Consider the following 13,772-nt stretch of genomic DNA (forward strand, 5'->3'; position numbering starts at 1 on the left):
GCGCCGACGCCGCCGTGGCCGCCGCCACCACCGCTACCCCGCGCGGGTGAGGCCGCCAGGTGCGGTCTCCCCCGGGCGGGGGAGCGGGTTGGCTCGGGCGGGGGATTCCTCGTCGTGCCTGCTCCGCGAGGGTGGAGTCATGACGATGAAGATCCTTCACCGGCCCCCGTCCGTCAGTGACACCGAGCGGCCCGTTCCGCGCTGGGCGGTGCGCCTGGCCTACGCGCTGCCGTCGTGCCTGTGGCGGCTGCCCTTCGCCCTGCACTTCGAGATGGGGCAGCTCCAGGAGGGCGGTATGCCCGCCTACTGGGTGAGCATTCCGTACGTGCTCGGGCTCAGCGTGCTGACGGAATCGACCGCGATCATGACCATCGGGCTGGTCCGGGGCTGGGGCGAGGTGGCGCCTGCCTGGATGCCGGTCATCGGGGGCAGGCGCGTCCGGCCGATGGCGGCTGTCGTCCCCGCCGTGATCGGCGGCCTGATCCTCACCGCCGTGTTCACCGCCGTCCCCATCGGCGGCGGTCGCCATCTCGGCCTGTTCGGTGTCGCCGAATCCGTCGAATACGCCAACGGCGCCTGGGAGGCGCTGGCGACGGTGTGCGTCACCCCCGTCGCCGCCTGGGGCCCCATCACCATCGTCCTCGCGGTCGCCTACTACCGGCGTCGAGCCGCCGGTGCCGGTGCGGCTGCCGGTGCCGCCGTCGTCGGGTGAGCACGCAGGGTCGCCCCGAACCGGCCGTCCCCGGCACCGGCCGTAGGTCACACGACTTCGCCACCAGCAGATCTGCCCGGAGCGCAACGCCCGACCCGTGCCGGGGCGGCGTCGCGCTCCTAGGCTGGGGACGGTGAGCATCCGAGTGACGAACCAGGCCGACGTGATCCCTCTGCGCCCGCTCCCGGCAGCGGCCTCCCCGGCACTGCCCCGGGAGCCCCTCTGGCGCGACCTCGTCGGGGAGGTGCTGCGCCGCGAACGCCAGTCCCAGGGGCGGACGTTGAAGGACGTCGCCGAGGCGGCCCGGATCTCCATGCCGTATCTCTCCGAGGTGGAGCGGGGTCTCAAGGAGGCCTCCTCGGAGGTGCTGGCCGCCGCGGCCCAGGCGCTCGGCCTGCGCCTTGCCGACGTCCTGGCGCTGGCGGGGGAGCGGCTGGTCAGCCTCACGGCCGCGCGGTCCCGGTCGATGGGTGCGGCCGGCGGCCGGCGATCCGTGCGGTCGACCGGTCCGGCGGGTTCGGCTGGTTCGGTCGGCGCGATGCGCCCGTCGGGCCCGACGGGCGGCGTGCTGCTGGCCGCCTGAACCGGGAGGTTCGTTACGCGGGCACCTGGCCCGGGAGGTTCGTTACGGGGTCACCACCGAACCCGGGCAGGGCCGTCAGGGGGTGCCGTCGAGCCGGGCGGCCCGGTCCGCGAGGGCCCGCACCTCGGCGGCGACGTCGGTGTGCCGTTCGCGCGGGATGTCGTGGCCGACGCCCGGCTGGAGGACGAGCCGGGCGTCCCGGATCGCGGCGGCGGTGGCCCGGCCCGCGGAGGGCTTGAGCAGCGGGTCGTCCGTGCCGTGCAGCACCAGTGCGGGGACGCGCAGTTCGGCCAGGGACGGGCCGTGCCAGGGCGCCCCGATCTGGCGGGACTGGGCGTCCGGGTCGGCGATGCCGGTGTCCACGTCGGCGGTGATCCGCTCCAGGGCCTCCGCCTCGTCGAACGGGTAGCCGGGCGACGCGACGAGCCGGGCCACGGCGAGCCCGGCCGCGATCCGCTCCTCCCGGTCCCGGGCGGGCTTGACGCGGGCGAACTTCGCGAGCGTGCCGAGCCGCAGATGGCGGAAGGCCCCCAGCCCGCCGACATCGCTCGGGAGCGCGGCGGACGAGGTGAGCGTGCGCACCCGGCCCGGGTGACGCAGGGCGACGCGCTGGGCGACGACACCGCCCAGCGAGTGCCCGAAGAGGTGGGCCGACTCCCAGCCGAGCGCGTCCATGACGGCGACGGCGTCGTCGGCCATGTCCTCGGCGGTGTAGGCCGCACCGCGGCCGGCGGCCAGGGCGGCGAAGGGGTTGCCCCGGGCCGTGCGCTTCGGCAGCCGGGTGGACTCGCCCGCGTCCCGCTGGTCGTAGCGGGCGACGGCGAATCCGGCGTCGGCGAAGGCCGCGCACAGCTCCCCGGGCCACCAGTGCCGGGAGACCGCCAGGCCCATCACCAGCAGCAGCGGTTCGCCGTCCGCGCCTTCCTGGAGCCGGTCGTGGGCGAGCTCGACGGCACCGTTGCGGGCGAAGCGGCGTTCGGTCCAGGTCATGGCGGGCTCCTCCGGGGGGACGAGAATGCTGCGAACGAATACTGCGAACGTTGTTCGCAGTATTAGACTACAGCCAGTTCCGGACCCCGGACGGGGACCTGAGGGGAAGGTGGCGGACCGTGGCCGATCGCGATGCCGGGCCGGCGACCGTCTGGTCACGCCCGGAGCGGGGCGCGCGCGGCCCCGCACCCGAACGCAGCCGCACCCAGATCACGGCGGCCGCCCTCGCCCTCGCCGACGCGGAGGGCCTGGCGGCGGTGTCGATGCGCGCGCTCGCGCAGCGGCTGGGCACGGGGCCCGCCTCGCTCTACCGCTACGTGGGGAGCCGGGACGAGCTGCTGGACCTCATGGCGGACGCGGTCGCGGGCGAACTGGACCTCTCCGGGGCCACCGGCGGCTCCGGGGCCACCGGCGACTGGCTGGACGATCTCGTCGGCCTGGCGCTCCAGTCCAGGGACGCGCACGTCCGGCACCCGTGGCTGGCCGATCTGAACGACCGGCGCGGCGAGGTGCTGGGCCCGCACGCGATCGACTACCTCGACCACGCGCTCGCGGTCCTGGCCCCCGCGCCGGGCACCGCCGGACAGAAGCTGGAGGCCATCGGCCTCCTCGGCGGCCTGGCCGTGCTCTTCGCCCGCCGCGAGACGGGGGCGACGGGCGCCGGCGACCGGTCCGCCCAGGCGGCCCACCTGGCCGCCGTCGCCGCCGAGGGCCGCCACCCGCACCTGCTCGCCGCCCTCACCACGGCCGGCGCACCGCCCCCGGCCGACCTCACCGACCGGGACGCCCTGTTCGTCAGGCTGCTGCGGCGACTGCTTCCGGCGATGCTCGGCGAGGGCGAGGGCGAGGGCGAGGGCGAGGGCGAGGGCCAGGGCGAGGGCCAGGGCGAGCGGAGCTGTAGGGCCGGGGAGCCGTAGGGCTGGGGAGGCGCGGAAACCCCGGGACTAGGGTCTCTCGTTTGGATCATGTCGGGCTCGCGGGGCCCGGCACGCGCACCTGCGGCGTTGTCGTCAGTCGCCCATGCTCCGCAGTGACTCCCTCCTCCGCCTTGCAGCCGCACGCACCGGACCCCGCTCCCTGGTCCGACCTGATCCGAACGAAAGGCCCTAGCCCTCGGCCGGAGCCACTCCGATCGGGCACGAGACGCCCGTGCCGCCGATGCCGCAGTAGCCGCCCGGGTTCTTGTCCAGGTACTGCTGGTGGTACGCCTCCGCCGGCCAGAACGGGCGGCCCTCGGCGGGGAGGATCTCCGTGGTGATCTCCTTGTGGCCCGACGCCGTCAGGACCTTCTGGTACGCCTCGCGGGAGGCGTCGGCGGCCGTGGCCTGGGCGGGGGAGTGGGTGTAGACCGCGGAGCGGTACTGGGTGCCCACGTCGTTGCCCTGGCGGAAACCCTGGGTCGGGTTGTGCGACTCCCAGAAGAGCTTCAGCAGCTCCGTGTACGGGACGACGGCCGGGTCGAAGACCACGCGTACCGCCTCCGTGTGCCCGGTCAGGCCCGAGCAGGCCTCCTCGTACGAGGGGTTCTCCGTGTAGCCGCCCTGGTAGCCGACGAGCGTCGTCCAGACGCCCTCGGTCTGCCAGAACTTCCGCTCGGCGCCCCAGAAGCAGCCCAGCGCGAAGTCCGCCACCTCCAGACCCTCCGGATACGGGCCCACCAGGGGGTTGCCGAGGACCGTGTGACGCGAGGGGACGGTGAATTCGGGGACGGGGCGGCCGCGCAGGGCCTGCTCCGGGGTGGGGAGCTCGGGGGTGCGGTGGTTCAGGAACATGCGGGGGCTCCTCCGGGGGTCGGTGTTCGGTACGTACAACACGGGAGCGGCCGCCGGGATTCCGGGCGGTGGCCGCTCACCCGGCGGCACCGGCCACGTCCGCCAGTGCCCGTGCGAAACCACGCGTCCGGGCCGTCTCGTGGTTCCGGTGCCACACCAGCGCGAGCGAGGAGTCCGGGAGGCCGGTGACCGGGACGAAGGCCACCGCGTGACTGCCGTAGTAGTCCGCCGTCGGGTCGCACAGCAGCATGGCGCCCCGGTCCGCCCGCACCAGCGCCAACGCCTCCTGAAGGCTGCTCACCGCGGGCCCGGCCGGGATCGCGCGGCCGCCGGGCGTGACGACCGGGGCCTGGGCCAGCCGCCAGTACTCCGGGGCCGCCCCGGCGACGCCGATGAGCGGGCAGCCCGCCAGCTCCTCTGCGTCGATGCCGGGGCGGCGCGCGTACGGGTGCCGGTCGGAGACGGCGAGGGTCAGCGGCCGGGCCGAGAAGACCGGACCGATCACCAGCGCGTCGTCCCGGACCGGCATCAGCACCACCGCCGCGTCCACCTCGCCCCGGTGCACCGCGCCGAACGGGTCGGAGAGCGGGATCTCCACGATCTCGGCGGCGCAGTCGGGATGCCCGTCCCGGAAGGCCGTGACCGCCCGCAGGAACGCGTCGTTCGCCGTGCCCTGGAAGCCGACCCGGAACACGCCCCCCAGCCCCCGCGCCACCTCCCGCACCTCCTCGATCGTCGTGACGATCGCGTCGAACGCGGGACGCAGACCCGTGTGGAGCTGTTCGCCGAGCGGGGTGAGCCGGACCCGGCGGCTCGTCCGGTCGACCAGCCGGCCGCCGATCCGGCTCTCCAGGGCCCGCAGCAGCTGGCTGATCCGGCTCTGGGAGAGGTAGAGGCGCTCTCCGGCCCGGCCGAAGTGGAGCTCCTCGGCCAGCGCGAGGAAGGCCTCCAGCTCCCGGATCTCCGGGTTGCTCATGAGCTCCCGCCTCCCTGGTCCGCATCGATGAGTCCAGCTCATAGAAGGATGAGCGTTCTGCCGTTGTTCCCGTCCACCGCCCCCGGTTGGCTGGAGGTATGACACAGGCTCACTCGTCCTCGACCGCCCCGGCCGCCCGGCCGGCGCCTGCACCCAACGGCTGGCCGGGGGTGGTGGCCCTCGCGCTCGGCACCTTCACGGTGGTCACGTCCGAGATGCTGCCCGTCGGGCTGCTCACGCCGATGGGCCGCTCGCTCGGCGTCCCGGAGGGCGTGGCCGGTCTGACGCTCACCATCACCGGTCTCGTCGCGGCCCTCTCGGCCCCCGCCCTCGTCCCGCTGCTCGGCCGCGCCGACCGGCGTACGGCCCTGTGCGTGCTGGTCGCGGTGCTGGTCGTCGGCAACCTCGGTGCGGCCTGGGCGCCGGACTTCGGGACCATGGTCGTCGCCCGCGTCCTGGTGGGCGTCGGCATGGGCGGCGTCTGGGCCGTCGCGGCCGGGCTCGCGGTGCGCCTGGTCCCGGCGAAGTCCGTCGGCGCCGCCACCTCCCTGGTCTTCAGCGGCATCGCCGTCGCGTCCGTCCTGGGCGTACCCGCCGGAACGTACCTCGGCGATCTCGCGGGCTGGCGCGCCGCGTTCCTGGCGGCCGCCGGGCTCGGGGCCGTGGTGCTGGTCGCGGCGGCGCTCCTGCTGCCCCGGCTGCCCGCCGAGCGGGCGGTTCCGCTCGGCGGGGTGCTCCGGCTGACCCGCGACCCCCGGCTGCGGACCGGTCTCCTCGTCGTCGGCTTCCTGGTCACCGGGCACTTCGCCGCGTACACCTACGTCAGGCCGGTCCTGGAGGACGTCTCCGGCGTCGGCGCGGGCACGATCGGCGCCCTGCTCCTGGTGTACGGGGTCGCCGGCGTGGCCGGGAACTTCCTCGCCGGGGCCGGAGCCGCCCGCACACCGCGCACGACGCTGCTGGTGATCGGCACGGTCCTGGCGCTCACCCTGGCCGCTCTGCCGTGGCTGGGCGGCTCCCCGGCGCTCGCGGCCGTACTGATGGCGGTCTGGGGCCTCGGCTACGGCGGTGTCTCGGTGGCCACCCAGACCTGGGTGCTGCTCGCCGCGCCCGACGCGCGCGAGGCGGCCTCGTCGCTCTTCGTCGCGGTCTTCAACGGCGCCATCGCGCTCGGGGCGCTGGCCGGCGGGCTGGTCGCGGACGGCATCGGCGTCACGGCGGTCATGGGGACCGGCGCGGCTCTCGTGGCCGGTGCGCTGGTGACCACGGCGGTCGGCCGGGCCCCCGCGCCCGCGTCCGCCAGGACGTGATCCCCGTACGGAGATCAGTGCGGCAGCGTCGCCGGGCTGCCGCCGTTCGCCTCGTACCCGGCGACCGCCAGCGCCCGGTAGACCGTGTACTGCGCGGCCGGGTCCGCGTCCGCCGTCCACGGCAGCGCGCCCACGTGGCCGTCGATCCTGACCAGTTGGTGCATCGCCTCCGACCAGCGCTCCATGTGGACCAGGAACAGCACCAGGAGGTGGCGGACATGGGCCAGCATCGGGTCGTCCGGCCGCGCCGCGTGCACCGCGAACATCGCGCCCTCGACCGCCTTGGTGACCACCTGGCCCCGGTAGAAGCCCTGCACGAGGTTGACCTCCGGCAGGTGCTCGTACACCGCGAACAGCGGCAGCGCCGCGAGCAGCGAACCCTGCGGGGCGCGGGCGGCGGCGGCCGTGGCGAAGGCCTCGGCGTCCTTGCGCGAGCCGTGCCACCTCTCGGTGTGGAAGTGCAGGGCCGCGATGTGCGCGCCCATGTGGGCCGGAGCCCGATCGATGATCTTCACCCAGAGCTGGTCGAACTGCTCGGGGGTGTAGCCGAGCCCCCGGGCCACCGCCAGCTCCACGATGTACGGGACGGGGTCGCCCGGCGCGAGGAGGGCCGCCTCGCCGCAGACCGTACGGGCCTCCTCCAGGATGATCCGGAAGTCGTCGCTCCCCGCCGCCGAGGACCGCCACGCCTGCTGCACCAGGAACTCCGCGTGCACCGCCGCACCGCCCGCGTCCTTCGGGGACTCCGCGCGCCAGGTCCGCAGCCATGCGCCACCCGCCCCGGGCCGCTGCGCCAGCTCCAGGGAGGCCGCGCCCGCGAAGGCCTGGATCCGCTGCCAGCGCACCTCGCCCTCCTTCGGCGTCCCGGCGAGCAGCTGGGAGGCCGCCCGCCAGTCCTGGGTGCCCTGGACGACGTCGAGCACGTCCAGGAGGTCCTGGTCGGGGCCCGGCATCCGGACGTCCAGCTCCTCCTGGCGGGCGAAGCCGTACGTGTCCGGGTCGGCGGCGTCCGGCGAACCGGGGGCGACCTGGCGGATACCGCCCCGGCGGCGCATGACCCAGGGGCCGATGACCGCCGCGAACATGCACATCGCGAGCAGGAACAACAGAATCTCCATGACCCCATTGTCCCCGGCGCGGCGAGTGGCCGGTAAGTGCCCTCCGCACGAACTACGCTCGGGCCTCATGAGCGACCAGCACAGCTTCGAAACCCTCGCCATCCACGCGGGGAACACCGCCGACCCCCTCACCGGCGCGGTGGTTCCGCCGATCTACCAGGTCTCCACGTACAAGCAGGACGGCGTGGGCGGGCTGCGCGGCGGCTATGAGTACAGCCGCAGCGCCAACCCGACCCGCACCGCGCTGGAGGAGAACCTCGCGGCCCTCGAAGGCGGCCGGCGCGGCCTCGCCTTCGCCTCCGGCCTCGCCGCCGAGGACTGCCTCCTGCGTACGCTGCTGACCCCCGGCGACCACGTGGTCATCCCGAACGACGCCTACGGCGGCACGTTCCGGCTGTTCGCGAAGGTCGCCTCGCGGTGGGGCGTGGAGTTCTCGGTGGCCGACACCTCGGACGTGGCCGCCGTGCGGGTCGCGCTCACCCCGCGGACCAAGGCGGTCTGGGTGGAGACCCCGTCCAACCCGCTGCTCGGCATCACCGACATCGCCGCCGTGGCGCAGGTCGCCCGGCAGGCCGGGGCCCGCCTCGTCGTCGACAACACCTTCGCCTCGCCCTACCTCCAGCAGCCGCTGGCGCTCGGCGCGGACGTCGTCGTGCACTCCACCACGAAGTACATGGGCGGCCACTCCGACGTCGTCGGCGGCGCGCTCGTCGTCAGCGACCCGGAACTCGCCGAGGAACTGGCCTACCACCAGAACGCCATGGGCGCGGTCGCCGGACCCTTCGACGCCTGGCTCGTGCTGCGCGGCATCAAGACCCTCGCCGTCCGCATGGACCGGCACACCGAGAACGCCACCAAGGTCGCCGACCTGCTGACCCGGCACCCCAAGGTCTCCCAGGTCCTCTACCCGGGCCTGCCCGAGCACCCCGGCCACGAGGTCGCCGCCAAGCAGATGAAGGCCTTCGGCGGCATGGTGTCCTTCCGCGTCGCGGGCGGCGAGGAGGCGGCGGTCGAGGTCTGCAACCGGGCGAAGCTCTTCACGCTCGGCGAGTCCCTCGGCGGTGTGGAGTCCCTCCTGGAGCACCCGGGCCGGATGACGCACGCCTCCGCCGCCGGCTCCCCGCTGGAGGTCCCGGCCGACCTGGTGCGGCTCTCCGTCGGCATCGAGAACGGCGACGACCTGATCGCCGACCTCACCCAGGCGCTGGGCTGATCCGGCAGAGGTGAGCCGATCCGGCAGAGCTGGGCTGATCCGGCAGAAGTGAAGAGGGGCGCCCGCCGGAAGAACCGGTGGGCGCCCGTCAGGTGTCAGACGCCCACCTTCTCGTCCTCCAGCATGCCCCTGACCTGCTCCCGCAGCGCGGGGTTGTTCTCGTGCCCATGGACCGACGCGGCGTGCTCGCTCGCGGCCCGGACGACCTCGTCCTCCTCACCGGCGATGGTGAGGGTGCAGTTCGTCTCGCTCGGATAGTTGCGGCAGTCCGCGACCTTCCTGGTCATCACGGCCTCCTCGGCTCGTTCGACCCCTCCAGCGTAGGCGCGTCGTCCCCGGACCCCAACGGCTCACCAGCCCTCCAACGGGGGAGTGACCTGCGCCGGCTCGGTCTCCCACGGCTGCTCGACCCCGGCCCAGACGAGGAACGCCGCGAACGCCACGGCCAGCAGCCAGCCCGCCGTCCGCCGCACCGCCCGGCGCAGCCGCAGCCGGCGCCCGCCGTGCCGTACCGCCCGCACGGCCAGGTCCGGCGGCAGGACCGGGTGCGGGCCGTCCAGCATCCTGCGGACCTGCTCCTCGCGCGGGTCCCGGCGGTCGCCGCTCACGGTGCCGCCCGGGAGCCCGGCGCCCGCCGCGGCCCGGCCGCACGGTGCGCGGCCGCCGGACCCGGACCGGCGGCGCGCCTCGGCGCGCGCAGCGCCGCCACCGCCCGGGCGCACACCGCGCGGACCCGGTCGCCCGGCAGCCCGAGCAGCGCCGCCGTCTGCTCCTCGCCGACCTCCTCGTACAGCCGCAGGACGAGGACGAGCCGCTCGATCGGGGTCAGCCGGTCCAGCGGACCGCCGCGCGGCCGCTGGTGGCGCCGGGCCTCCCGGGCGAACCGGAGGGCCAGCTCCCGGCGGGCCAGATCGTAGGGGTCACCGCCGCGCAGCCCGTCCCAGCCGGCGTACGTACGGGCGAGCGCCGCGTGCAGCAGTCGCTCGGCCCGCTCGTACGCGCCCGGCGGGTGCGACGGTTCGCCGGTGAGCAGCGTCGCCGTGTGCAGCAGACGTCCGCCCGCGCCCGCCACGAAGGCCTCGAACTCCAGGGCGCGGAGCCGGTCCCGGTGGGTAGCCCGCTCTGCCATGGACCACATACGAGCCCCGGCGCACCGCCCCGGTCAAGAGCCCGGACACGGCGGGTGCGGGGAAGCGCGCCCGAGAGGGGCCGGGTCCGCGAACTCGTGGCCTACCGGCGGAACGGCGGGCGGGGCGGGAAGGCATCATGCCTTCCCGCCCCGCCCGCCGTTCCGCCGGGCGTCGTGTCAGACGCGGCGGTGGCGGCCGTAGTACTCGCCGGTCGTGCGGTGGAAGTCCGCGTCACCGATGTGCTTGTCCTTGTCGAATTCCGGAGAGTCCTTGACCTGGTCCTTCGTGAGGTCGATGTAGACCTTCTTCTCGTCGCTGTCGATCCGGCTCACGGTGCCCGCCGGGAGCAGAACGTGCTTGCCGAAGATCCATACGCCGGTGTCGACCACCAGATATGAGGACGTGACATCGTCGGAGTGCTTGTCGACCTTGCCGATGCTGCCGTCCGTGGCCTCGACCTTGTAGCCGATCAGATCGGTACCGGCGGTGTGGCCGACATTCGGCTGGTAGCCCCACAGGTTCTCGCTCATGGAAATTCCTTCGTTCGTATGGATGAGGAATGAACGTATTCAGGGTGGCCGTCAGGGCGGCGCTCGAATCGGGTTCGCTCTTCAGTCCCGTCCCGCCCGGCGATCCGCCCTTTGCCTCAGCAACCGCTGGTCAGCTCCTGCCCCGGACCATCCGGCATACGCACACGGAATCGGTTGTTTTCCCGCCCGATTTCAGGGAAGCCGTGCAACCTGCGCCATGTCGGTCCACGAGCCTCGTCGATTTACTCCGGCGCCCAGGACTGTTCCGTATCGAGGCTTACCTTTCCCGATGCCGGGCACACGGACGAACACGAATCGAAGGAGTAAATCCCATGCTGGGTATAGCAGCCGCAGTACTGTTCTTCGTCGCATTCCTCATCAACGCCGCCGACATTTCCACCAACGACGTGTTCGCGTCGGGCAATGTGATGCTGCTCGGCCTCGCGCTCCTCGCGCTGCACGTCGCGGGCGTGGGAAGCCGGATCGGCGGTTCGCGCAAGCGCTGAGCCACCCGCAGGCGCCCAGGCCCCGGCTCCGGGCCCAAGGAGAAGGCACACCGATGGAGAAGGCACACCGATGAACGACGCATCGCAGAACGACACGGACACGCCCACCCCTGAGGAACTGCGCCACCGGGTGGAGCGAACGCGCGACAAGGTCGGGCAGACCGTCGAGGCGCTCGCGGCGAAGGCCGACCTCGACGGAGAGGCGAAGGCCGACCTCAAGGGTCAGGCGAAGGACCTCACGGAGCAGGCCAAGGACACGGTCGCCACGGTGAGGGAGCGGGCGGCCGGGAAGGCCGGGACGGCAACCGGCCGTGTGCGCCACCTGACGGAGCAGACCGCGCGGCGGGTGAAGGACAGGACACCCGACGCCGTGCTGGAAGAGACCGCGCGCGTCACCGCGCGGCTGCGTGAGCGCACGGCGCGCGCCGGTCGGTACGCGGCGGTGAAGGCTCCCGATCCTCTGCGGGACGGGGCGGAGCGAGCCGCGACGGCTGTCCGCGCCCACCGCGCCCCGCTCCTCACGGGCAGCGCCCTGCTGGTCGCCTTCCTGCTGGTACGCCGCAGCCGTGGACGCACCCGATGAAGGCGTCCAAGATCGCCTACAGGCCGGTCGGCCTGGTCCTGGGTGCTGTCAGCGGGATGATCGCGGGCGCCGCCTTCAAGCAGACGTGGAAGCTCATCGAGGGCGAGGGCGATGCGCCCGACGCCCTCGACGAGGGCCGCCCGTGGCGGCAGATCCTTCTCGCCGCCGCCGTGCAGGGGGCGATCTTCTCCGTGGTCAAGGCCGCCGTCGAGCGCTCGGGTGCGCAGGCGACCAGGCGCTTCACGGGCACCTGGCCGGCGTGACCCCGGGGGCAGGCCCCCGGGGCCGACCGCCGCCCGCGCCCCGTCAGTCGGACTGCGGCGGCTGGTACGCGGCCTGCCGGGCCGCCAACGACCCGTTGAAACGGGTGAGCAGGGCGCAGAACGTGTCCCGCTCCTCCTGCGACCAGCCGTCCGTCACCTGGGACATCAGCTCGCGCCGCGAGGCCCGGACCTCTTCCAGCCGGGCCTGACCGCGCGGCGAGAGCTGGAGCACCACGGCCCGGCCGTCCTCCGGATGCGAAGTCCGCTTCACCAGACCGGTGTCGACGAGCGGCGCGACCTGCCGCGTCACCGTCGAGGAGTCGATGCCCATTCCGGCCGCCAGCGCCTTGACGCCCATCGGACCTTCCCGGTCGAGCCGGTTCAGCAGCAGGTACGCCGCCCGGTCCATCGAGTTGCGGACCTGGCCGACACCGCCGAGGCGGGTCTGCTCGGCACGGCGGGCGAAGACCGCCACCTGGTGCTGGAGGGAGTCCAGCAGGCGGTCGGGGCCCGGGTGTTCGGGGACGGCGCCCCCGGAAGGAGACGCAGCAGTCGTCATGTCCTGAGGGGGCATGGCCGGGGGCTCTCTTCGTGCGGTGTCGGATGGGTGGGGGACAGAGTACGCGGCCCCGGGGCAACGCGTACCAGTGCCGCACAAACCTGCGGACACCACCGCAGGCCCACCACCGAGGGCCGCCATGAGACGAGTCTGCCGCGCACGGGCGGAGCTGCAAGACTTGCGGACATGAGCTTCCGCGCGACCGCCCGCCACCCGGCCCTGATCCTCGACGACGTCCGGGGCGCGCAGAAGATGCTGTCCGGGGTGGCGCGGGTGACCGCACTGGAGGGCAGCCGGCATCTGACCGAGCTGGTCGGCGCCCCGGTCCACCTCAAGTGCGAGAACCTCCAGCGCACCGGCTCCTTCAAGCTGCGCGGGGCCTACGTCCGGATCTCCGGCCTCACCCCGGTGGAACGGGCGGGCGGGGTGGTGGCCGCCAGCGCCGGGAACCACGCCCAGGGCGTCGCGCTGGCCTCGTCCCTCCTCGGCGTGCGCTCCACGGTCTTCATGCCCGTCGGGGCGCCGCTGCCCAAGGTCGCCGCGACCCGGGAGTACGGGGCCGAGGTGCGGCTGCACGGCCAGGTCGTCGACGAGACCCTCGCCGCCGCCCAGCGGTACGCGGAGGAGACCGGCGCGGTCTTCATCCACCCCTTCGACCACCCCGACATCATCGCGGGCCAGGGCACCGTCGGGCTGGAGATCCTGGAGCAGTGCCCCGAGGTCCGCACGATCGTCCTCGGCATCGGCGGCGGCGGCTTCGCCGCGGGCGTCGCCGTCGCGGTGAAGGCCCTGCGCCCCGACGTCCGCATCGTCGGCGTCCAGGCCGAGGGCGCCGCCTGCTACCCGCCCTCCCTGGCCGCCGGGCACCCCGTCTCGCTCGACTCCCCGGCCACGATGGCCGACGGCATCAAGGTGGGCCGGCCCGGCGACGTACCGTACCGGCTGATCGAGGAGCTGGTCGACGAGGTCCGCACGGTCACCGAGGACGAGCTGTCCAGCGCGCTGCTGCTCTGCCTGGAACGCGCCAAGCTGGTCGTCGAACCGGCCGGGGCCAGCCCGGTGGCCGCGCTGCTCAGCGACCCGAAGGCGTTCCGGGGGCCGGTGGTGGCCGTGCTGTCCGGCGGCAACGTCGACCCGCTGCTGATGCAGCGCATCCTGCGGCACGGGATGTCCGCCGCGGGCCGCTACCTGAGCCTGCGGCTGCGCCTCACCGACCGCCCGGGAGCGCTGGCCGCCCTGCTGGCCGCGCTCACCGTGGCCGACGCCAACGTCCTCGACATCAGCCATGTGCGCACCGACCCGCGCCTCGGCCTGACCGAGGCGGAGGTCGACCTGCACCTGGAGACGAAGGGGCCGCAGCACTGCGCGGAGGTCGAGTCGGCGCTGCGGTCGGCGGGCTTCCGGGTGATGGGCTGAGGAGCCCGCCCGGGCGGACTCCTCGCATGTGCCCGCGCGGGCGGTCCCGACGCATGGGTCCGCGCGGGCCGGTCCCGTCGCGTGCCGCCGGGCATCCGGGATGTGCCCGTT

18 protein-coding genes are annotated in these 13,772 nt (G+C 74.0%); 9 read left to right on the forward strand and 9 right to left on the reverse strand.

The annotated features are described in order from the left end of the window. The first annotated feature begins 139 nt into the window (after positions 1-139). Together OG245_RS24200 and OG245_RS24205 are read left to right on the forward strand one after the other, a co-directional pair. Entirely contained in the window at positions 140-712 is a 573-nt protein-coding gene (locus OG245_RS24200; RefSeq protein WP_371625548.1) for a hypothetical protein, read from the forward strand. 133 nt (positions 713-845) lie between these two features. Then, the gene (locus OG245_RS24205) at positions 846-1,295 is read left to right on the forward strand and encodes a helix-turn-helix domain-containing protein (protein WP_371625549.1); all 450 of its coding nucleotides are present in this window, start codon (positions 846-848) and stop codon (positions 1,293-1,295) included. Between the two features lie 75 nt (positions 1,296-1,370). Here OG245_RS24205 and OG245_RS24210 read toward each other — a convergent pair whose 3' ends face one another. Then, complete coding sequence (locus OG245_RS24210) at positions 1,371-2,285, reverse strand: alpha/beta fold hydrolase (protein WP_371625550.1); 915 nt, start codon at positions 2,283-2,285, stop codon at positions 1,371-1,373. A gap of 119 nt (positions 2,286-2,404) precedes the next feature. Here OG245_RS24210 and OG245_RS24215 point away from each other — a divergent pair, with 119 nt between their 5' ends. Beyond that, positions 2,405-3,202, forward strand: a complete 798-nt coding sequence (locus tag OG245_RS24215; protein WP_371625551.1) for a TetR/AcrR family transcriptional regulator — start codon at positions 2,405-2,407, stop codon at positions 3,200-3,202. 189 nt (positions 3,203-3,391) lie between these two features. Here OG245_RS24215 and msrA read toward each other — a convergent pair whose 3' ends face one another. Continuing rightward, the gene (gene msrA, locus OG245_RS24220; protein WP_371625552.1) at positions 3,392-4,057 is read right to left on the reverse strand and encodes a peptide-methionine (S)-S-oxide reductase MsrA; all 666 of its coding nucleotides are present in this window, start codon (positions 4,055-4,057) and stop codon (positions 3,392-3,394) included. Between the two features lie 76 nt (positions 4,058-4,133). After that, a complete protein-coding gene (locus OG245_RS24225) occupies positions 4,134-5,033 on the reverse strand; it encodes a LysR family transcriptional regulator (protein ID WP_371625553.1) in 900 nt (299 codons plus the stop codon). Between the two features lie 98 nt (positions 5,034-5,131). On the opposite strand from OG245_RS24225, the gene OG245_RS24230 reads away from it, so the two are divergent. Next, positions 5,132-6,343 carry an MFS transporter gene (locus tag OG245_RS24230; RefSeq protein ID WP_371625554.1) on the forward strand — a complete coding sequence of 404 codons (1,212 nt, stop codon included), beginning with the start codon at positions 5,132-5,134 and terminating at the stop codon, positions 6,341-6,343. Positions 6,344-6,357: 14 nt separating this feature from the next. On the opposite strand, the gene OG245_RS24235 is transcribed toward OG245_RS24230, so the two are convergent. Continuing rightward, positions 6,358-7,461: a hypothetical protein gene (locus tag OG245_RS24235; protein WP_371625555.1), complete on the reverse strand. Its 1,104-nt coding sequence runs from the start codon at positions 7,459-7,461 to the stop codon at positions 6,358-6,360. Between the two features lie 67 nt (positions 7,462-7,528). On the opposite strand from OG245_RS24235, the gene OG245_RS24240 reads away from it, so the two are divergent. Further along, a complete protein-coding gene (locus OG245_RS24240) occupies positions 7,529-8,674 on the forward strand; it encodes a cystathionine gamma-synthase (RefSeq protein ID WP_371625556.1) in 1,146 nt (381 codons plus the stop codon). Positions 8,675-8,769: 95 nt separating this feature from the next. On the opposite strand, the gene OG245_RS24245 is transcribed toward OG245_RS24240, so the two are convergent. From OG245_RS24245 to OG245_RS24260, 4 genes are all read right to left on the reverse strand, one after another. Then, a complete protein-coding gene (locus tag OG245_RS24245) occupies positions 8,770-8,961 on the reverse strand; it encodes a DUF1059 domain-containing protein (protein WP_371625557.1) in 192 nt (63 codons plus the stop codon). A 63-nt stretch (positions 8,962-9,024) separates the two neighbouring features. Continuing rightward, positions 9,025-9,282: a hypothetical protein gene (locus OG245_RS24250; protein ID WP_371625558.1), complete on the reverse strand. Its 258-nt coding sequence runs from the start codon at positions 9,280-9,282 to the stop codon at positions 9,025-9,027. Beyond that, positions 9,279-9,803, reverse strand: a complete 525-nt coding sequence (locus tag OG245_RS24255) for a sigma factor-like helix-turn-helix DNA-binding protein (protein WP_371625559.1) — start codon at positions 9,801-9,803, stop codon at positions 9,279-9,281. The genes OG245_RS24250 and OG245_RS24255 overlap by 4 nt, the downstream gene beginning before the upstream one ends. 177 nt (positions 9,804-9,980) lie before the next feature. Then, complete coding sequence (locus OG245_RS24260; RefSeq protein WP_371625560.1) at positions 9,981-10,334, reverse strand: PRC-barrel domain-containing protein; 354 nt, start codon at positions 10,332-10,334, stop codon at positions 9,981-9,983. 332 nt (positions 10,335-10,666) lie between these two features. On the opposite strand from OG245_RS24260, the gene OG245_RS24265 reads away from it, so the two are divergent. The 3 genes from OG245_RS24265 (at position 10,667) to OG245_RS24275 (ending at position 11,686) form a co-directional block, all read left to right on the forward strand. Then, complete coding sequence (locus OG245_RS24265; protein WP_371625561.1) at positions 10,667-10,840, forward strand: hypothetical protein; 174 nt, start codon at positions 10,667-10,669, stop codon at positions 10,838-10,840. Positions 10,841-10,910: 70 nt separating this feature from the next. Further along, on the forward strand, positions 10,911-11,423 hold the full coding sequence (locus OG245_RS24270; RefSeq protein ID WP_371625562.1) for a DUF3618 domain-containing protein: 513 nt from the start codon (positions 10,911-10,913) through the stop codon (positions 11,421-11,423). Next, a complete protein-coding gene (locus OG245_RS24275) occupies positions 11,420-11,686 on the forward strand; it encodes a DUF4235 domain-containing protein (RefSeq protein ID WP_371625563.1) in 267 nt (88 codons plus the stop codon). Before OG245_RS24270 ends, OG245_RS24275 begins: the two co-directional genes overlap by 4 nt. A gap of 43 nt (positions 11,687-11,729) precedes the next feature. Here OG245_RS24275 and OG245_RS24280 read toward each other — a convergent pair whose 3' ends face one another. Continuing rightward, positions 11,730-12,260: a MarR family transcriptional regulator gene (locus OG245_RS24280; RefSeq protein ID WP_026290210.1), complete on the reverse strand. Its 531-nt coding sequence runs from the start codon at positions 12,258-12,260 to the stop codon at positions 11,730-11,732. 171 nt (positions 12,261-12,431) lie between these two features. On the opposite strand from OG245_RS24280, the gene ilvA reads away from it, so the two are divergent. Next, positions 12,432-13,661, forward strand: a complete 1,230-nt coding sequence (gene ilvA / locus OG245_RS24285) for a threonine ammonia-lyase (RefSeq protein ID WP_371625564.1) — start codon at positions 12,432-12,434, stop codon at positions 13,659-13,661. Positions 13,662-13,772 lie beyond the last annotated feature (111 nt).

Source organism: Streptomyces sp. NBC_01116 (genome assembly GCF_041435495.1).
In the GTDB taxonomy this organism is placed as follows: domain Bacteria; phylum Actinomycetota; class Actinomycetes; order Streptomycetales; family Streptomycetaceae; genus Streptomyces.